This is a genomic window from Mesorhizobium sp. M0698, from assembly GCF_040320455.1.
GTDB lineage: Bacteria > Pseudomonadota > Alphaproteobacteria > Rhizobiales > Rhizobiaceae > Mesorhizobium.
In genome coordinates this window covers 279,262-298,969 of sequence record NZ_JAMYPQ010000003.1, presented here as the reverse complement: position 1 = coordinate 298,969, position 19,708 = coordinate 279,262, and the positions used below count along the sequence as shown (strand labels likewise).

The window sequence follows — 19,708 nt, the reverse complement described above, 5'->3', positions numbered from 1 at the left end:
CTTACTCGGCTCCGCAAGATACTTTGCCGGTCAATTCAGCCTGCTTGCCGTCCTTTTCGGCATCGGCCGTTACATCATAGATTGAGAGCAAATAGCGACCGTCATAGACGCCTTCCTCGCTGGCCTTGGTCAGGATCGCCAGTTCGACATAGCCGTAGGCGTTTTCGACCTGCCGTTCGTGGTAGACGAGCAGCCGCAATTCCTTGTTGTCGAGCCAATATTGCGTGAGGTTCTGATCCTCGAACAATGTCTCGCGCAGACTGTCGCCAGCCGGCCTGCCCAGAATCTCGAGCTCGCCGCTAAAATTGAAGGTCGGCCCGCCCATGCCTCTGGTGATCCCGGCACCGACCTGAAATTTGACGGCTGCATCCTCGGCGGAACACCAGATGCCGCCGGACGCCAGAGCCGCACCAACCGACGACAGCAGCGTTGCTGCGCAGACGATCGCCCGCACCATCTTATGCCCTCCAGCCGAAGTACCATTGGCGCCCGAAGGCGGCTCGCGGTCAAGCGCCTGTTTTCATTCAAATGACCGCTGACCCAACACAGGGCAGCCGCCCGGCCAATTGCGGTGGCGGATGCCGATTGTCTAAAGTGCGACTGAGAGGGCCGGCATGAACGTCATGAACCATTCAAAGACTTGCATCGGCGGCATCGGCCCGGCCCGGATCGTCGAGTTGCGCGCGACCGAGGCAGAAGTCTTCCGCCGGGCGCGGCCAAAATCGATGGCGAAAATCGGCAATGGCCTGCCCGGCTTCTTCGGCGGCGTGCCGATGCATTGGATGAACGACTGGCCGACGCCATTCCCGATCCTGGTCGACAGTGCCAAGGGCGCTGCGATCACCGACATCGACGGCAATCGGCTGGACGATTTCTGCCTTGGTGACACCGGCTCGATGTTCGGCCATTCGCCGCCGCCGGTCGCCCGCGCCATCCGCCGGCAGGCCGGACGAGGACTGACCTATATGCTACCTTCCGAAGACGCGCTGGCCATCGGACCGTTGCTGCAGCAGCGCTTCGGTTTGCTGTCGTGGCAGATCGCGACGACGGCGACCGATGCCAACCGCTTCGCGCTGCGGGTTGCCCGCGCCGTTACCGGCCGGGAGAAGATACTGGTCTTCAACGGCTGCTATCATGGCTCGGTCGACGAGACGATGGTGCGGCTGGTCGCCGGGAAAGCGGTGAATCGACCGGGACTGGCCGGCGAATTCCGCGACCTGACCCGGGCGACAGATGTCGTCGAGTTCAACGATTTGCCGGCGCTCGAGGCGGCACTCCGGGGCAACGATGTCGCCTGCGTCATCGCCGAGCCGGTGCTGACCAATTCCTGCATGGTGCTGCCCGAAGCCGGCTTTCATGATGGCTTGCGGCGTCTCACCCGTGCGACCGGCACGCTGCTTCTAATCGACGAGACGCATACAATTTCGACCGGTCCCGGCGGCTATACAAGCAAATACGGGCTGGAGCCGGACCTGTTCGTGCTGGGCAAGCCGATTGCCGGCGGCGTACCGGCGAGCGTCTGGGGCATGAGCGAAGACGTTGCGGCCCGCTATGCCGCTTATATCAGTCGGAAAGAGCCCGGCTACTCCGGCATGGGGACAACGCTGTCGGCCAATCCGCTGCAATTCGCAGCGATGCGCGCCACGCTCGAATACGTCATGACCGACGAGAACTACAGCCATATGGACCATCTGGCGCAGCGGCTCGACGCCGGGCTGACCGCCGTCATCGATCGCTATCGTCTGCCCTGGCATGTTGCTCGCGTCGGTGCCCGTGTCGAGTTCATCTGCGCGCCGGGCCCGCTGAGGAACGGCGGCGAAGCGGAAGCTGCGCACGTGCCGGAGCTCGAGGCGGCAATCCATGTCGCGCTGGTCAATCGCGGCGTGCTGATCGCACCCTTCCACAACATGATGCTGATCTCTCCTACGACCAGCGCCGCCCAGGTGAACCGGCTGATCACTGCCTTCGGCGCGGTTGCGGCAAAGCTTACGGCGTGAGACAAGCTTGCGGCATGAAACAAGCGCCCAAGCAAAGTTTGAACCTGGTCACGGCATCCCCTTCGGGCTCGACGCCCGCCGAGGCGCAGGCCTTTCTCGACGCTCATCCCGAGATCGAAGCGTTCGACATCGTGCTGACCGACGCCAATGGCGTCGGGCGCGGCAAGATCGTGCGCCGGCATGAGTTGATGAGCATCTACGAGGGGGGCCGGCACATGCCGATCTCGATCCTCGGCCTCGACATCACCGGCGAGGATGTTCACGAGACCGGGCTGATCTGGACGACGGGCGACGGCGACCTGCGGGCGTGGCCGATCCCCGGCACACTGGTGCCGCTGTTCGCCACCCAGCCGCCGCGCGGCCAGGTGCTGATGGCGATGTACCATCTCGATGGCCAGCCGATGTCGTCCGACCCGCGGCTGGCACTCGCCCGCCAGGTAGACATCCTCGCGGCCAAGGGCCTGCATCCGGCCGGCGCCTTCGAGCTCGAATTCTTCCTGCTCGCCAACGAGCGCGATGCCGAAGGCAAGGTGCAGCCGGCGCACGCGGTGCTTGACGGACGCCGCTCGGCCAAGACGGAGGTCTATTCCGTCGACCATCTACACGGCATGGAGCCGCTGTTTTCCGACATCTACGCCGCAGCCAAGGTGCAAGGCATCCCGGCCGAGACGGTCATCTCGGAATATGCGCCCGGCCAGTACGAGCTGACGCTCAACTACCGCAAGGATGTGATGCGGGCGGCCGACGATCTCGTGATGCTCAAGCGACTGGTGCGGGCGCAGGCGCGCCGTCATGGTGTCACCGCTTGCTTCATGGCCAAGCCGATCGAGAAATATGCCGGCTCGGGCATGCATTTTCATGTCTCGCTGCTGGATGATGCCGGCAAGAATGTCTTTGCCGAAACCGGCGGCGAAAGCTGGTCGCTGCCGCTGCTGCGCGGCCTCGGCGGACTGATCCAGACGATGGCGGAATCGATGCTGGTCTTCGCGCCGCATGCCAATTCATGGCGGCGCTTCGTCTCGCAATCCTATGCGCCGGTGGCGCCGACCTGGGGCGTCAACAACCGTTCGGTGGCACTGCGTGTGCCGGCCGGCGATGCCAAGAACCGCCGCATCGAGCACCGGCCATCGGGCGTCGACGCGAATCCTTACCTAGTGGCAGCAACGGTGCTGGCCGGTGTCGTCAAGGGCCTCGACGAAGGCCTCGATCCCGGTCCCGAAACCACCGGCAATGGCTACGAATCGGCCGTCACGCGCACGACGATGCCGGTGGACTGGCGTGCCGCGATCGAGGCGGCAAGGGCGTCGACCTTCCTCAAGGGCGCATTGGGCGAAGACCTGCACCGGACGTTCGTGGCGATCAAGCAGTCGGAATATCTGCGCGTGGCGCGCACGGTCAGCGAACTGGATTATCACCTCTATCTGCACGAGGTGTAGGGCATCACATCGTCGGCCATCCGCCGGTGAAGGCCCATGCGGAATAATTTCAACGGAACCTTCGGCGGGCTTTGCTCATTGCGTGTCTGATTGCAGGAGCGAGCAAGGCCGCCTTAGTTATGATCGCCAGGATGCAGACAACCCCGACGCCGCACCATGCCAAAGTGCAGGCAAGACGCTTGCCTGCAAGCAAGTCTCCGGAAACGACAGAAATCGACGCCAGGACGATTCCTGAACTGCGCGAAACGGCCAAGATCTGCCGCCGCTGTCCGCTATGGCACGACGCCACGCAGACCGTGTTCGGTGAGGGCCCTGATAAAGCTAAGGTGATCTTCGTCGGCGAACAGCCGGGCGACCAGGAGGACCTGGCGGGCAAGCCCTTCGTTGGTCCGGCGGGCAAGGTGTTCGACGCGATCCTGGACGATGCCGGCGTCGATCGGCTGAAAGTCTACGTCACCAACGCGGTCAAGCATTTCAAGTTCGAGCCGCGCGGCAAGCGGCGCATCCACTCCAAGCCGAACGCCGGCGAGGTGCAGGCTTGCCGCTGGTGGCTCGACAAGGAAATCGATCTGATCAAGCCCAATCTGGCGGTGGCGCTCGGCGCAACGGCGGCGCAGGCGCTGCTTGGCAAGGTGGTGCCGATCATGAAGATGCGCGGGGCCGTCGTGGAGCGCGACGATGGCTTGCGTGTCTTCGTCACCATCCACCCGTCCTTCATCCTGCGCATTCGCGAGCCGGCGGACAAGCAGGCAGAACGCGACCGGTTCCTGCAGGATATGAGAGCGGTGAAAAAGCTGATGGCCGCCTGAGCTATTTGATCAATATCGCCCGGAGATCGTTGACGTTTGTGCCGGTCGGACCGGGTACGAAAAGGTCATCTACGGCATTGAATGCCGTCCAGGCGTTGTTGCCGGCAAGCATGGCCTTGGCATCGACGCCCGCCTTATGCATCCGCGACACTGTCGAGCCGTCGGCGAAGGCGCCGGCATTGTCTTCCGAACCGTCAATGCCGTCGGTGTCGGCGGCCAGTGCGTGGACGCCCGCCATGCCGCTGATCCCAATGGCGAAGGCGAGCAGGAATTCCGAGTTGCGGCCGCCTTTGCCTTTCGCGCGCAAGGTCACGGTCGTCTCGCCGCCCGACAGGATCAGCACCGGTTTTGCGAATGGCCGGTTGCGCGTCGCCACTTCGCGCGCGATTGCGGCGTGGACGCTGCCGACCTCACGCGCCTCGCCCTCGATGGAATCGGAGAGAATGACCGCTTCGATACCTTGGTACCTGGCTTCGGCCGCAGCCGCTTCCAGCGATACGCCGGCCGAGGCGATCAGATGTACCTCGTTGCGGATAAAACGCGGGTCGTCCGGACGTGGCGCATCGGCGGCCGGCGAATTGATGTGCGCCATCACTGAAGCCGGTAGTTTCATGTCATAGGCGGCGATCGACGCTAATGCATCTTCGCGGCTGCCTATATCCGGCACGGTCGGACCAGAAGCGACCAGAGCCGGATCGTCGCCCGGAATATCAGAAACAACCAGCGAGACCACCTTGGCAGGATAGGCGGCGGCCGCCAGCCTGCCGCCCTTGATCGAGGACAGATGTTTGCGGATGGTGTTCATCGCGGCGATCGGCGCGCCGGAGGCGAGCAGCGCCTCGTTGACGGCGATCTCGTCGGCTAGCGTCAGACCTTCGGCAGGTGACGGCAGCAGCGCCGAGCCGCCGCCCGAAATGAGCGCCACGACGAGGTCGTCCGCAGTCAGTCCCTGGACTTTTTCGAGCAGCCGCCGGGAAGCTTCGAGCCCCGCAGCATCCGGCACCGGATGCGCCGCCTCGATGATCTCGATGCGCCGGCAGGCCGCGCCATAGCCGTAGCGGGTGACGACCAAACCTTCGATCGGCCGGTCCCACACTTTCTCGAAAGCCGCCGCCATCTGCGCCGAGCCTTTTCCTGCACCTATGACGATGGTCCGGCCCTTCGGCCTTGCCGGCAAATGATCCTTGATCGACCTCTGGGGATCGGCGGCGGCAACGGCGGCGTTGAAGATCGAAATGAGAAAGGACTTGGGATCGAGCGCGGTCATACTGAGCTACCACGGACGCTGTGCGAGCTTCTGCGGCGTTTGCGCTGCCCCTCACCCTTACCCTCTCCCCGTATAGAGACGGGGAGAGGGGATCGCCAGCGTTGGAGCGTTTCCCTTCTCCCCGTCACTACGCGGGGAGAAGGTGCCGGCAGGCGGATGAGGGGCAGCGCCAACGTCACGATGTTGCTTCCGGCGGCAGGACCAACTCCTCGCTATCGACGCCCAAGTAGCTACACAGCGTATCGACGACCACTCCGTGGTCCTCGCGCTCCGGTAGACCGGAGACGGCGATCACGCCGATGACGCCAGCGCCCTTGACAGTGATGGGAAAGCCGCCACCGGCCAGCACATAGTCGGCAATGTCCAGCCCCTCGCCGGGCTTGAAGCTGCGGTCGGGGCGCTGCTGCTCCAGCACAATGCGGTAGGTGCTTTTCAAGAACCGCCGCACGACGTTGATCTTGCGCCGCGCCCAGTCCGGATTGGAGGCGTTCGAGCCGGGCATTGCCGCATAGAACAGCGGCCGGTCGAAAGTTCTGATATCGACGATGATCGGCAGGTTTTCCTCGAGAGCCCGGTCGCGGATCGCCGAGCCGATCTCGAAAGCGACGGCTTCATCGAAGGCCGAAAAGACAAGCGTGGCTTCCTGTTTCTTGATCAGAGCGATGTCGTCCGCAACGGCCATGTCGTTCCCCTGTCGATCTCGCCTGTTGCTTTGGCGGATGGCTGCCGCCCGGTCAAGCCGGCCGCATACGACGGCTAAACCGCTATATCCGCCTTGGCCGCCCGGCCGGCGACATAGACCTCGCGCACGGCGCGGTCGTCGCCGAGCGTCTGCAGCAGAAACAATTCCTCGGCGAGCGTGTCCGCCGTCTCCACCCGCAGCCGCATCGCCGGCGTGGCGCGGGCGTCGAGCACGATGATATCGGCGTCGCTGCCTTCCTCCAGGGTGCCGATCTTTTCCGCAAGCGACAGCGCCTCGGCATTGCCGCGGGTCAATTGCCAGAACGACTGGAACGGATTGAGCTTCTCGCCGTTCAGCGCGATCACCTTGTAGCCCTCGTCCATGGTGCGCAGCATCGAATAGTTGGTGCCACCGCCGACATCGGTGGCGGCGGCGATGCGAAGCGGCTTCTCGCGGCGGCTATAGCGCTGATAATCGAACAGGCCCGAGCCGAGAAACAGGTTGGAGGTCGGGCAGAACACCGCCACCGAGCCGCTATCCGAAAGCGCATCCGCCTCGCGTTCCGACAGGTGGATGCAATGGCCGAACAGGCTTCTGCGCCCGAGCAGCCCATAGTGTTCGTAGATATCGGTGTAGTCCCGCGTCTGCGGGTACAATTGCTGCGTGAAGGCGATCTCGGCGTGGTTTTCCGACAGATGCGTCTGCATGTGCAGATCAGGATATTCGCGGCAGAGCGCGCCCGCCATCTCCAATTGCTCGGGCGACGAGGTGATGGCGAAGCGCGGCGTGATGGCATAGTGCTGGCGTCCCTTGCCGTGCCACTCATCGATCAACGCCTTGCTGTCGTCATAGCCCGATTGCGGCGTGTCGAGCACGCCGTCCGGCGCGTTGCGGTCCATCATCACCTTGCCGGCGATGTTGAGCATGTTGCGGTCGTGCGACTCGGCGAAGAACGCTTCGGCAGATTCCTTGTGTACCGAGCAATATGCCGCGACTGTCGTGGTGCCATGCCGCAATACTTCATCCAGGAACAGCCTGGCGATACGGCGGCCATGCTGGGCGTTCTGGAATTTTGTCTCTTCCGGAAAAGTGTAGGTGTTCAGCCAGTCGAGCAGCTCGGCGCCGAAGGAAGCGATGACCTGCATCTGCGGAAAATGCGCGTGCGCATCGATGAACCCGGGCAGCAGCAGATGCGGCCTGTGGTCGATTTTTTTTGTTCCCTCGCCCGCCTTTTTCTCGACCTCGGCATAGGCGCCCGCGGCAACGATCCTGCCGTCGCGCATCAGCAGGCCGCCATCTTGCTCGTAACGCCAGGCGGAATGGTCGTCGATGGTTTCGGGCCAGCGCAAAAACGACAGCGTACGGCCGCGCAGGAGCGTGCCGGTCATTTCCTTGCGCCTTCGAACCATGCCACCAGCAGTGCCCGTTCCTCGTCGGTGATCTGGGTGACGTTGGCGGGCGGCATGGCGTGGCTGCGGCCAGCCTGCAGGTAAATCTCGCCGGCGTGCTCGGCGATGCCGGCATCGGTATCGAGCATCACGCCCTTAGGCGCGTGGTAAATGCCCGCGTAGGACGGCTCCGCCGCGTGGCACATCGAACAGCGGCCAAGCACCGTATCGCGCACGGCGGGAAAATGCGCCGAGGCGACGTAGACCTGTGCAGCCGACGAGGCCTTCACCTCGCCGGTCAGCAGCTTCGGTGCCGTCGACAGCCAGATGATGACGACGAACAGGACGGCGGCCGCCAGCCAGGTCCAGGTCGGATTGCCTTTGCGCGCATGCCTGGTGTTGAAATAGTGCCGGATCAGCACGCCGATGATGAACACCAGCGAGGCGATGACCCAGTTGAACTCTGTCCCGAACGCCAGCGGATAATGGTTCGACAGCATCAGGAACAAAACCGGCAGCGTCAGGTAATTGTTGTGCAGCGAGCGCTGCTTGGCGATCTTGCCGTATTTCGGATCGGGCTTACGGCCGGCGATCAGGTCGGCGACGACGATCTTCTGGTTGGGGATGATGACCATGAAAACGTTGGCCGACATGATCGTCGCGGTGATGGCGCCGAGATGCAGGAAGGCGGCGCGGCCGGTGAACAGGTGGGTCAGTCCCCAGGCCATGAATACCAGCACCCCATACAGCACCAGCATCAGGCCGGTGTCGCTGTTGCCGAGCGGCGAACGGCACAAGAGATCGTAGACCACCCAGCCGACGCCGATCGTCGCCAGCGACAGCAAGATGCCTGTAGGCACCGACATGGCAAGCACATTCGGATCGATCAGGAACAGGTCCGCACCGGCATAGTAGACGACGCACAGCATGGCGAAGCCCGACAGCCAGGTGGCGTAGGATTCCCACTTGAACCAGGTCAGATGCTCGGGCATCTCAGCCGGCGCCACCAGATATTTCTGCACATGGTAGAAGCCGCCGCCATGCACCTGCCATTCCTCGCCGAAGGCTCCGGCAGGCATGCCCGGACGCTGGCGCAGCCCGAGATCGAGCGCGACGAAATAAAACGACGATCCAATCCAAGCGATACCGGTGACGACGTGCAGCCAGCGCACGGCGAAACTCAGCCAATCCCAGAATATCGCGAAATCCATCATGAAAGAAATCGTCCCTGCCGATCCACTGACTTTACGGACTGGAGCGCAAACGGAAAGGGCCGAGCTGCACGATGACTTTCAAAAAAAATTGGAAAATACTAGGCTGATCATACGCAGCCACATGAGAGCCACGGAAGCCGCATGGCCTATCTCGACAACATCGCCGTTTTCGTTCGCGTCGTCGAGCTCGGCAATTTATCGGCGGCTGGGCGCGACATGCGCATTTCGCCGGCGGTCGCTTCCAATCGGATCAAGGAGCTCGAGAAGCACCTGGGCGTCAGGCTGTTCAACCGCACGACGCGGCAGTTGATGCCGACCGAGCACGGCACGGTGTTCTACTCCGGCGCCAAGCAGGTGCTGGAGGCGGTCACCGAGGCCGAAGCTGCGGTCAGCGCGTTATCCGGGCAGCCGCGCGGCACCATAAAGGTGACAGCGCCGCTCGGCCTCGGGCGGCGGCTGGTAGCATCCGGAATCCCGGATTTCCACGACAGGTACCCCGATATCGAGGTGCGGCTCCGGCTTTCCGATCACAATGTCGATATCATGAAGGAAGGCATCGACGTTGCCTTCCGGCTGGGCATCATCGAGGATTCCAGCCTCAGGATGCGCGGCATCATGGAATGCGAACGCGTTCTGGTGGCGGCTCCGCAATATCTGGAAGCGCGCGGCGAGCCTACCGAGCCGCAGGAGTTGATCGGCAAGAAGCACGATTGCCTGATGCTGCGCTATTCCGGCGCGCGCGAATATGTCTGGACGCTGCAGACGCCGAACGGACCGCAAAAATTCGAGGTGCACGGCCCCTACGATACCGATGATGGCGACGTGCTGACCGGCTGGGCGCTGTCCGGCCGCGGCATCATCAACAAGCCGCGCTTCGAGGTCGAGCCGTTTATCCGCGACCAGCGGCTGAAGGTGATCCTGAGCAACACGCCGCCGACGCCGGTGCAGTTCGCCGCCGTCTACCCTCATAAGAAGCTGCAGGATCCGAAGGTGCGGCTGCTGCTCGATTTCATGGCCGAGCGCTGCCAGCGGCTGATCAGGGATATTCTGGCCGGCAAATGATCGCCGGCTGGCCGGTTGCTTTCCGTCCAGCCGGCGAGATAATTCTCAAGGAATCTCGCTCAACAGGGAAAAGCGATGGCCAACGGCGCCACAATGTGTCTCGCCGTTTCACTGTCTCCGGAAGCCGCTCCTTCCCATCCGCCCGACGCCGGCCCGGACTTCAGTCTGCTGACGCGGTTCGTGCAAGAAGCCGAAGCGGCCGGCCTGGACATGGTGTTGCTCGGCGATTCCGCACCGGTTGCAGGCGGGCCGAACCGGCAAATGCGCTTCGAAGCAACGACCTTGGTGGCGGCGCTGGCGACGGTGACAAGCAGGATCGGCCTTGCCGCCGCGGCGTCGACGGTCGCCCACCAGCCCTATAATCTCGCGCGCCGTTTCGCCTCGCTCGATATCATCAGCCATGGCCGCGCCGGCTGGAACGCGAGCATGATGCCCGAACCGCGCGAGGCGGCCAATTTCAGCCGGCCGGAAGGGTTTTCCGGCGACGATTTCCGCCTGCGCGCCGAGGAATTCATCGGCATCGTGCAAGGCTTGTGGAAAGGCTGGGACGCAGACGCGCTGCTGTTCGACAAAGTTGGCGGCCGCTTCTTCGATCCCGAGAAGATGCACCTTCTCGACCACAAGGGCGAATATTTTTCCGTGCGCGGGCCGCTCAACGTGGCGCGGTCGCCGCAGGACACGCCGATGCTGGTCATGTCCGGCCTGTCCGAGCCCGACACGGATATCGCCGCCCGCACCGCCGATGTCGTCCTGCTGGATGAGCCATCGATCGAGCCGGCGAAGGCTGGCGATCTGAAGCGCCGTGCGCTTGCCTTCGGGCGCAGTCCGGAGGCGCTGAAAGTGCTGATGAACGTTACCGTCAGCGCCGAAATAACCGCCGCGCCGGACCTGTTTGCGGACAGGCTCGAAGAGTGCTTTCGCTCGAAAGCCTGCGACGGTTTCAACATCGCCATGCCCTTCACATCGGCGCTCGACGATTTCGTCGGTCTCGTGCTGCCGGAGCTTCGCCGCCGCGGCCTTGTCCGGTCCGGCTACAGCGCGGCGACACTGCGCGCCCATCTCGGGCTTGCAGGGGAGGATCGGCAATGAGCGCCGGTCGAGGCCAGATGAAGCTCGGCGCCTTCCTGTGGGCGACAGGCCACCACATCGCCGCCTGGCGCCATCCGCAGGCGCATGTCACGGCCGGCATCGACATCGACCATTACGTCCAGTTGGCGCGGACGGCGGAAGCAGCCAAGTTCGACATGATCTTCTGCGAGGACGCCGCCGGCGTGCGCGAGGCCAATGTCAACATCGCCAGCCAAACGTCGCGCTCGATCGGCTTCGAGCCGATAAGCCTGCTTGCCGCGCTCGCCGTCCAGACGGAGCGCATCGGCCTCGTCTCCACGGCGTCGACGAGCTATAACGAGCCTTACGGACTGGCGCGGACCTTCCTGTCGCTCGACCATCTGAGCGGTGGCCGAGCCGGCTGGAACCTCGTCACTTCGGCGAGCCAGATCGAGGCCGCCAATTTCGGCTCGACCGGACTGCGCCCACATGCGGACCGCTACGAACGCGCGCGCGAATTCGCTGCCGTGGTTACCGGCCTTTGGCGAGGCCAGGGTGGACACGAAGGCAGAAGTTTTTCGGTGCGCGACCCGCTCGATCTGCCGCGCTCGCCACAAGGTGCGCCGGTCATGGTTCAGGCAGGAGCGTCGGACGAGGGCCGCGATCTCGCCGCCCGGACCGCCGATGTGGTGTTCACTGCGGCGCAAACATTCGAGGAGGCAAAGGCCTTCTACGACGACCTCAAGGGGCGGCTGGCGCCCCATGGGCGCGAGCCGGAGGACGTCAAGATCATGCCCGGCGTCGCGCCGGTCGTCGCGGCAAGCGAAGCGGAAGCCCGGGCAAAACATGATGAACTGCAGGAGCTGATACCGGACGATGTCGGCGTCGCGCTGCTTTCCAGCTATCTCAGCATATCCGATCTCGCGCGCTATCCCATCGACGGACCGCTGCCCGAGCTGCCGGCCAGCGAAGGCATGCAGAGCCGGCAGGCGCTCGTCATCGAGCAATCCCGCCGCGACAAGCTGTCCATTCGCCAGCTTGCCCGTCATTTCGCCGGCGCGCGCGGTCATTGGCGCGTCGTCGGAACTCCGGCCCAGATCGCCGACCAGCTCGAGGCACGCTTCGAGGGCGGCGCGGCAGACGGTTTCAACGTCATGCCATCCTATTTTCCCGGCGAACTCGAAGCCTTTGCCACGCTTGTCGTGCCGGAGCTGCAGCGGCGCGGGCTTTTCCGGAAGGATTATGAAGGTAGCACGCTGCGCGACCATCTGGGCTTGAAAACGCCGGCGTAAAACGACGAGCGGAACGAAAGTCGGAGATCGCCGTTTTGGGATGCTGTGCCGCGGCGATGAGGGCGTCTGCGCGCATATTCGATTGTCCATCCCAAACTTCGCCCTCTTTTCAAACCACGCGGACGCAACCGCCACAGGAGCCGATCATGGATGCCATCGCCACCCGCAATGACCTGCAATCCAATGCCAAGAAAGAGTGTATCGATCTTCTCAATGCCCGCCTCGCCGACGCCATCGATCTGGCCTTGATCACCAAGCAGGCGCACTGGAACGTCAAGGGACCGCAATTCATCGCCATCCACGAGATGCTCGACACGTTCCGCGAGGAGATCGACGGCCATGTCGACACCATTGCCGAGCGCGCCGTACAGCTCGGCGGCACGGCGCTCGGCACCTCGCAGGAGGTGTCGAAGGCGACTATGCTGGAGGCCTATCCGACCGACATCCACAAGACCCGAGACCATCTGGCGGCGCTGATCGACCGCTATGCCGCGACCGCCAAGCGGGCACGCGCCGCGATCGACGAAGCGGCTGGCGCGGGCGACGCCGATACCGCCGACATCTTCACCGCCTATTCGCGCTCGCTCGACAAATTGCTGTGGTTCCTTGAGGCGCACACGCAGGAGAAGGAATAGCCAAAACGTCAGCCAGCCATCGCCTTGCGGTGAGAGGCTTTGGACTGAGCGGACGGTGCCGCCGCATGGCCGGCCAACGCTGTCATAATCTCGGCTACGGCGAGTGCGGCGATCACCTGCGGGCGCTTGTCCTTAACGGCATCGCCGCCGATCGGCGAGACGAGGTGGGCAAATTCCGCCTCGCTTCCGTCCGCCGATTTCAGGAACCAGTTCCGGAACGTCGCCTTCTTGGTTCTGGAGCCGATCATGCCGACATAGGCGGCATCCCGGCGTTTCAGAGCCTCGGCGACGATCAGGAAGTCCAGCGCGTGGTCATGTGTAAGGACGACGAAGGCGGATCCAGCCGGGGCTTCGCGCACCATCGCCTCAGGCATCGGCGTCAGCTTGGTTTCGACCGCTTCCGGCATGCCTTTGAGCGCCTCGGCTCGCGTCTCGACAACGACGACATGCACCGGCAGCAAGGCCATCGCGGAGGCCAGCGCCTGGCCGACATGGCCGCCCCCGAGGATGTAGACATGCGGTCGCTGCGCTTCCTCGGTTTCCGCCGCCGCAACCAGCTTGGCTTCAAGCGCGGGGTCGACTAGCTGGATCAGCAGCTCGACCCTGCCGCCGCAGCACTGCCCGATGTCCGGGCCGAGCGCGATGTCGAGGGTGGCGCGGATATCCCTCCCCCTTGAGGGGAGGGTGGCGGCGAAGCCGCCGGGTGGGGTCGCCGCGGCAGTGCTCGACGCGCTGGCGGTACCTTCTGAGACGACCCCCTCTGGCCGCTCCGCGGCCATCTCCCCCTCAAGGGGGGAGAAAAGCATCTGTCGCGCTTTGTCGATCGCCATGTATTCGAGCTGGCCGCCGCCGATCGTACCGAAAGTGGCCGATCCTGAGACGAGCATGAAGGCACCCGTCTCGCGCGGCGTCGAACCTTTTGTCCGGGCCACCTCAACGAAGGCGACCCGGCCGGCGCCGGCAAGAAAGGCTTTCAGGCTCTGCACTTTCGCGTTCATCATTTGCGTTCCCTATCGGGAAATATAGAGTTTTTCGGCCTGAATTGCACGTTTTCCGGGATTCAAGTGCCGGTTTTGGCTTCCCGCTTCAGCCGTTCGATCGCCATCAGCACACGCTCCGGCGTGGCCGGCGGGTCGAGGCGCGGGCAGATCTTGTGGCTGGCAACGCTCGCAACTGCGTCCGACAGCGCATGCAGCACCGACATTGCGAGCGGAAAGGGCGGCTCGCCGACCGCCTTGGAGCGGTGCACCGTCGGCTCGCCTGCTTGCGCCCAGTCGGCCAAAGTCACATTAAAAATCTTCGGCCGGTCCGACGCGAGCGGGATCTTGTAGGTCGATGGCGCATGGGTGCGCAGCCGCCCCTTGTCGTCCCACCACAGTTCCTCCGTCGTCAGCCAGCCCATGCCCTGGATGAAGCCGCCCTCGATCTGGCCGAGGTCGATGGCGCGGTTCAGCGAGCGGCCGGTTTCGTGCAGGATGTCGGTGCGCTCGACGACATATTCGCCGGTCAGCGTATCGACCGAGACTTCCGAGCACGCGGCGCCATAGGCGAAATAGTAGAAGGGATGGCCCTCGCCCTTGTCGCGGTCCCAATGGATTTTCGGCGTCTTGTAGAAACCCGCCGCCGAAAGCTGGATGCGCGCCATATAGGCCTGCCTGACGAGATCGGCGAAGGCGATCTCCTGGTTGCCGATGCGCACGCGGTTGGGCAAGAACAGCACCTGGTCCCGCGGCACCTGGTATCTCTCGACGGCAAAATTGATCAACCGGTCCTTGATCTGGCGGGCGGCATTCTGCGCCGCCATGCCGTTGAGGTCGGAGCCGGAAGACGCGGCGGTGGCCGAGGTATTCGGCACCTTGCCGGTCGTCGTCGCGGTGATCTTGACCTGATCGAGGTCGATCTGGAACTCTTCCGCCACAACCTGCGCCACCTTGACATAGAGGCCCTGCCCCATCTCGGTGCCGCCGTGGTTCAGATGCACCGAACCATCGGTATAGACATGCACCAGCGCGCCGGCCTGGTTGTAATGGGTGGCGGTGAACGAGATGCCGAACTTGACCGGCGTCAGCGCCAGTCCGCGCTTGATGAAGCGGCTGTTGGCATTGAAAGCATCGATGGTGCGGCGGCGCCTCGCATAGTCGGAACTCGCCTCCAGCTCGGCGACGATGCGGTGGATGACGTTGTCCTCGACCGTCTGGTGATAGGGCGTGATGTTGCGGTCGCTGGTGCCGTAGAAATTCTTCTTGCGGATTTCGAGCGGGTCCTTGCCGACGGCAAACGCGACTTCGTCGATGACGCGCTCGGCGCCGACCATGCCTTGCGGGCCGCCGAAGCCGCGAAAGGCGGTGTTCGATACCGTGTTGGTGTAGAGCGGCGCCGATTGCGCGTGCACCGCCGGCCAGAAATAGGTGTTGTCGCAATGGAACAGTGCGCGGTCGGTGACCGGGCCGGAGAGGTCGGCCGAGAAGCCGCAGCGCGCCGCGAACATGAAATCTACGCCCAGAATATTGCCCTCGTCGTCGAAGCCGACCTCGTAGTCGACGAGGAAATCGTGGCGTTTGCCGGTGGCGATCATGTCGTCGTCGCGGTCGGGCCGGATTTTCACGGCCCGATGATGTTTCTTCGCGGCGATAGCGGCCAATGCCGCAAACTGATTGCCTTGCGTTTCCTTGCCGCCGAAAGCGCCGCCCATCCGGCGGATTTCCACCGTCACCGCGTGGCTCGGAACACCGAGCGCGTGGCTGACCATGTGCTGGATTTCGCTCGGGTGCTGGGTCGAGGAATAGATGGTGACGTCGTGGTCCTCGCCAGGAATGGCCAAGGCGATATGGCCTTCGAGATAGAAATGCTCCTGGCCGCCGATGCGCATCTTTCCCTTCAGCCGGCGCGGCGCCGCCTTGATCGCAGCCGCTGCATCACCGCGCTTCAGCGTCAGCGGCGGCGTGACCAGCTTATCCATCCGTGGATCGAGCTCACCGACATCGGCGACGAACGGCAATTCCTTGTATTCGACCTTGGCCAGCCTCGTTGCACGGCGCGCCTGCTCGCGGGTTTCGGCAATGACGCAGAAGATCGGCTGGCCAAAGAATTGTACCTTGCCGTCGGCCAGCACCGGCTCGTCGTGACGGCCGGTCGGCGAAATGTCGTTCTCGCCTGGCACGTCGCTCGCCGTCAGCACGTCGATGACGCCGGGTGCGGCGCGCACCGCCGACAGGTCCATGCTGGTGATGGTGGCATGCGTCGCCGTCGAAAGCCCAAGGCAGCCGTGCAGCGTGCCGGCCGGTTCCGGCATGTCGTCGATATAGACGGCCGTGCCACTGACATGCTTGTGCGCGGAATCATGGCGCTGGTCGGTGGCGACGCCGCCGGCGATTTTTTGCGCCTTCAGGTTTGGGGTGGCGTGCTTGTTCATCATGCCGCCTCGTGCCGTGATACCTGGATCGGCGCCCGGGTGCCGGTGGTTTCGGCAAAGAAGCGCAGCAGCAGGTTGCGCGCCGCCAGCGCCCGGTATTCGGCGCTTGCCCGCATGTCGGTCAGCGGCGTGAAATCGCCGGCGTACGCGGCCATCGCCGCCTCGACCGTCGCTTCCGTCCACGGCTTGCCAAGCAATGCCTTTTCCACGCCAAAGGCTCGCTTCGGCGTTGCCGCCATGCCGCCGTAGGCGATGCGCACATCCGCCACCGTGTCATCCGCGGCGAGCTTCAGGGTAAACGCCCCTAGCGCTGCTGTGATGTCTTCGTCGCGGCGCTTGGTGATCTTGTAGACGGCAAATTTCGTCTCGCTACCTGGCACCGGGACATGCACGGCCTCGACGAATTCGCCGGGCTGCCGGTCCTGTCGGCCATAGGCGATGAAAAACTCCTCGAGCGGGATCGTCCGCCGCTTGTCGCCGCGGCGCAGCGTCAGGCGGGCACCGAGTGCGATCAGCGGCGGCGGCGTGTCGCCGATCGGCGAACCGTTGGCGATATTGCCGCCGATGGTGCCCATGTTGCGCACCTGATCGCCGCCGATGCGATCGAACAGCGGGCCGAGCGCCGGGATGCGTTTCGCCAGCGTCGAGAAGGCTTCGCTATAGGTGACACCGGCGCCGATCGAGATGACGCCCTTGTTCTCGGAAATCCCGCACAGACCATCGAGATTGCCGATGAAAATCGCCGGCGCGATATCGCGCATGTGCTTGGTCACCCAAAGGCCGACATCGGTCGAACCCGCGACGATAGTGGCGCCCGGCTCCTTGACCAGCACGCTGGCCAGATCGTCGGCATTGGCCGGCACGATCAGCCGCTTGTTGCCGGAGCCGATCTCGATGCGCGAACCGTCCTTCATCGCTTCGAGCTTGGTCGTGACTGCCTTGCGCTCCGCCGCCAACGGATCCTTTGCCGCCGAGCCGTAGCTGGAGATGGCACGTGCGGCGCGCATGATCGCCTCGTAGCCGGTGCAGCGGCAGAGATTGCCTTGCAGCGCCTTTTCGATGGCGGCGTCCGACGGCTCCGGCGCCCGCATCCACAGAGCATAAAGCGACATGACGAAACCCGGTGTGCAGAAGCCGCATTGCGAGCCGTGGAAATCGACCATCGCCTGCTGCACGGGATGCAGTTTTCCTGCGTCGCCGCGCAGATGCTCGACGGTCACGACATGCGTGCCGTCTAGCGAGCCAAGGAAGCGGATGCAGGCATTGACGCTTTCATAGACCAGTGTTCCACCGGAGAGCCTGCCGACCAGCACCGTGCAGGCGCCACAGTCGCCCTCGGCGCAACCTTCCTTGGTGCCGCGCAGCGAGCGGTCGAGCCGCAGCCAGTCGAGCAGTGTCTGGTCGGGCGCGACCGTGCCGAGCGCGACGTCCTCGCCATTGAGGATGAACCGGATTTCGTTGCGTGTCTTGATCCCGGCCATCTCAGCTTCCCCGGTAAGTCGAATAGCCGTAAGGCGACATGAGCAGCGGCACATGATAGTGCACCGGCTCGGCCATACCGAAGCGGATCGGCACATGGTCGAGGAAGGCCGGTTCCGGCAGTTTTGTCCCTTGCCGGCGCAGATAATCGCCAGCCGCAAAGACCAGCTCGTATTCGCCGGTACGGAATTCCGCGCCGGCAAGCAGCGGAGCATCGCAACGGCCGTCATCATTGGTGACGACCGTTTTCAGATGCGTCCGGGCCTGACCGTCAAGATGATAGAGCTCGATCGACAGACCGGCCGCCGGTTTGCCGGCTGCAGTGTCGAGGACGTGGGTCGTCAGGCGCCCGCCTTCGGCTTTCGACGTTTCCGCCACTGGCTGCTCCATTCCCTGCACAGTCGAACACTATTCATGAATTGTGCGCCAATTAAAGGCGATGCATAAGTCCCGGTCGAGCGGAGCGCGACAAAAACACTTTCAAAAATTTCGGGGGAATGCGCAGGCACTCCTTTCGACTATCCTGATCACAATTCCGGCAGGAGCGAGAATGCGTTACGAACGAGACATGCGGGGCTATGGAGCCAATCCGCCGGATCCGAAATGGCCCGGCGGGGCGCATGTCGCCGTGCAGTTCGTCGTCAATTACGAAGAGGGCGGCGAGAATTGCGTCCTCCACGGCGACAAGGCTTCGGAGGCTTTCCTGTCGGAGATCGTCGGCGCCGCGCCCTGGCCCGGCCAGCGCCACTGGAACATGGAATCGATCTACGAATACGGCGCCCGTTCCGGCTTCTGGCGATTGCTGCGCCTGTTCAGCGCGGCGCAAGTGCCGGTCACCTGCTACGGCGTCGCCACGGCCCTGGCGCGTTCGCCCGATCAGGTTGCGGCGATGCAGGAGGCCGGCTGGGAGATCGCCTCGCACGGGCTGAAATGGATCGACTACCGCGACCATGCGCCAGAAGACGAGCGCCGCGACATGGAAGCGGCGATCCGGCTGCATTATGAGGTCACAGGCGCGCGGCCGACCGGCTGGTACACCGGGCGCACCTCGATCAACACGGTGCGGCTGGCGGCGGAAGAGGGCGGCTTCGACTATGTGTCGGACACCTATGACGACGAACTGCCCTACTGGTTCGAGCATGCGGCACCGGACGGGTCGGCGAAGCCGCAGCTGGTCATCCCCTATACGCTCGACGCCAACGACATGCGCTTTGCCACGCCGCAAGGCTTCAACTCGGGCGACCAATTCTTTGCCTATCTCAAGGATAGTTTCGATACGCTCTATGCCGAGGGCAAGGCAGGACGGCCGCGCATGATGAACATCGGCCTGCACTGCCGCCTCGTCGGCCGGCCGGGCCGGGTCGCGGCACTGAAGCGCTTCATCGACTACGTCAAATCACACGACAAGGTCTGGCTGGCACGGCGCATCGACATCGCAAAACATTGGCAGGAGACGCATCCGTTCCGGTTGCCGGCGCTGCGCCCGTCGAAAATGGAATTCGAGGCCTTCGTCCATACATTTGGCGGCGTGTTCGAGCATTCGCCGTGGATTGCCGAGCGCGCTTATGAGCTGGAGCTCGGCCCGGCGCATGACAGTGCCGGCGGCCTGCACAATGCGCTCTGCCGCGTCTTTCGCGCGGCAAGCGAGGCCGAGCGGCTTTCCGTGCTCAATGCCCACCCCGACCTTGCCGGAAAACTGGCGCAGGCCAAGCGGCTGACGGCGGAATCCTCGAGGGAACAGGCTTCGGCCGGCCTCGACGCGCTGACCGACAAGGAGCGCGAGCTGTTCGCAAAACTCAATGCCGCCTACGTCACCAGTTTCGGTTTCCCCTTCATTATTGCGGTGAAAGGCAAGACCAAGGGGGAGATCCTGGCCGAGTTCGAGGCGCGTATTGGCAACAGCCACGATGTCGAATTCGAAACCGCCTGCAGACAGGTCGAGCGCATCGCGCTGCTTCGTCTCAAGGACATGCTTCCGCAATAGGCTT

Annotated in this window: 17 protein-coding genes; 8 read left to right on the top strand and 9 right to left on the bottom strand. The window is 63.8% G+C overall.

The features are described 5' to 3' along the window. Position 1: 1 nt before the first annotated feature. Entirely contained in the window at positions 2-457 is a 456-nt protein-coding gene (locus NKI16_RS09155; protein ID WP_352620704.1) for a hypothetical protein, read from the bottom strand. Positions 458-614: 157 nt separating this feature from the next. On the opposite strand from NKI16_RS09155, the gene NKI16_RS09150 reads away from it, so the two are divergent. The 3 genes from NKI16_RS09150 (at position 615) to NKI16_RS09140 (ending at position 4,242) form a co-directional block, all read left to right on the top strand. Beyond that, complete coding sequence (locus NKI16_RS09150) at positions 615-1,997, top strand: aspartate aminotransferase family protein (protein ID WP_023676236.1); 1,383 nt, start codon at positions 615-617, stop codon at positions 1,995-1,997. A gap of 14 nt (positions 1,998-2,011) precedes the next feature. After that, positions 2,012-3,433: a glutamine synthetase family protein gene (locus NKI16_RS09145; protein WP_031211659.1), complete on the top strand. Its 1,422-nt coding sequence runs from the start codon at positions 2,012-2,014 to the stop codon at positions 3,431-3,433. An 86-nt stretch (positions 3,434-3,519) separates the two neighbouring features. Continuing rightward, positions 3,520-4,242 (top strand): UdgX family uracil-DNA binding protein, encoded by a 723-nt coding sequence (locus tag NKI16_RS09140; RefSeq protein WP_280952098.1) that lies wholly within the window; start codon positions 3,520-3,522, stop codon positions 4,240-4,242. A gap of 1 nt (position 4,243) precedes the next feature. Here NKI16_RS09140 and NKI16_RS09135 read toward each other — a convergent pair whose 3' ends face one another. From NKI16_RS09135 to NKI16_RS09120, 4 genes are all read right to left on the bottom strand, one after another. Further along, a complete protein-coding gene (locus NKI16_RS09135; protein ID WP_023676233.1) occupies positions 4,244-5,509 on the bottom strand; it encodes a glycerate kinase type-2 family protein in 1,266 nt (421 codons plus the stop codon). Between the two features lie 175 nt (positions 5,510-5,684). Beyond that, positions 5,685-6,191 carry a heme-degrading domain-containing protein gene (locus NKI16_RS09130; RefSeq protein ID WP_352620702.1) on the bottom strand — a complete coding sequence of 169 codons (507 nt, stop codon included), beginning with the start codon at positions 6,189-6,191 and terminating at the stop codon, positions 5,685-5,687. A 74-nt stretch (positions 6,192-6,265) separates the two neighbouring features. Continuing rightward, positions 6,266-7,579 carry a guanine deaminase gene (gene guaD / locus NKI16_RS09125; RefSeq protein WP_352590957.1) on the bottom strand — a complete coding sequence of 438 codons (1,314 nt, stop codon included), beginning with the start codon at positions 7,577-7,579 and terminating at the stop codon, positions 6,266-6,268. Next, positions 7,576-8,793, bottom strand: coding sequence for a urate hydroxylase PuuD (locus tag NKI16_RS09120; protein ID WP_352590954.1), 1,218 nt, complete (start codon positions 8,791-8,793; stop codon positions 7,576-7,578). Before NKI16_RS09120 ends, guaD begins: the two co-directional genes overlap by 4 nt. 141 nt (positions 8,794-8,934) lie before the next feature. On the opposite strand from NKI16_RS09120, the gene NKI16_RS09115 reads away from it, so the two are divergent. From NKI16_RS09115 to dps, 4 genes are all read left to right on the top strand, one after another. Beyond that, the gene (locus NKI16_RS09115) at positions 8,935-9,855 is read left to right on the top strand and encodes a LysR family transcriptional regulator (RefSeq protein ID WP_352590951.1); all 921 of its coding nucleotides are present in this window, start codon (positions 8,935-8,937) and stop codon (positions 9,853-9,855) included. A gap of 75 nt (positions 9,856-9,930) precedes the next feature. Beyond that, a complete protein-coding gene (locus NKI16_RS09110) occupies positions 9,931-10,944 on the top strand; it encodes an LLM class flavin-dependent oxidoreductase (RefSeq protein ID WP_352590948.1) in 1,014 nt (337 codons plus the stop codon). Further along, positions 10,941-12,194, top strand: coding sequence for an LLM class flavin-dependent oxidoreductase (locus NKI16_RS09105; RefSeq protein WP_352590945.1), 1,254 nt, complete (start codon positions 10,941-10,943; stop codon positions 12,192-12,194). Before NKI16_RS09110 ends, NKI16_RS09105 begins: the two co-directional genes overlap by 4 nt. A gap of 146 nt (positions 12,195-12,340) precedes the next feature. Beyond that, positions 12,341-12,829, top strand: coding sequence for a DNA starvation/stationary phase protection protein Dps (gene dps, locus NKI16_RS09100; protein WP_023676226.1), 489 nt, complete (start codon positions 12,341-12,343; stop codon positions 12,827-12,829). Between the two features lie 8 nt (positions 12,830-12,837). Here the strand turns inward: dps and xdhC are convergent, their stop codons facing one another. The 4 genes from xdhC to uraH all read right to left on the bottom strand — a co-directional run bounded on the left by xdhC (position 12,838) and on the right by uraH (position 18,098). Beyond that, positions 12,838-13,827, bottom strand: a complete 990-nt coding sequence (gene xdhC, locus NKI16_RS09095) for a xanthine dehydrogenase accessory protein XdhC (protein WP_023676225.1) — start codon at positions 13,825-13,827, stop codon at positions 12,838-12,840. 62 nt (positions 13,828-13,889) lie between these two features. Beyond that, a complete protein-coding gene (gene xdhB, locus NKI16_RS09090; RefSeq protein ID WP_352620700.1) occupies positions 13,890-16,241 on the bottom strand; it encodes a xanthine dehydrogenase molybdopterin binding subunit in 2,352 nt (783 codons plus the stop codon). After that, entirely contained in the window at positions 16,241-17,722 is a 1,482-nt protein-coding gene (gene xdhA, locus NKI16_RS09085; RefSeq protein WP_352634922.1) for a xanthine dehydrogenase small subunit, read from the bottom strand. The genes xdhB and xdhA overlap by 1 nt, the downstream gene beginning before the upstream one ends. Before the next feature lies 1 nt (position 17,723). Further along, entirely contained in the window at positions 17,724-18,098 is a 375-nt protein-coding gene (uraH, locus tag NKI16_RS09080; protein WP_352620696.1) for a hydroxyisourate hydrolase, read from the bottom strand. 172 nt (positions 18,099-18,270) lie between these two features. Here uraH and puuE point away from each other — a divergent pair, with 172 nt between their 5' ends. Then, a complete protein-coding gene (gene puuE, locus NKI16_RS09075; RefSeq protein ID WP_352620694.1) occupies positions 18,271-19,704 on the top strand; it encodes an allantoinase PuuE in 1,434 nt (477 codons plus the stop codon). Positions 19,705-19,708 lie beyond the last annotated feature (4 nt).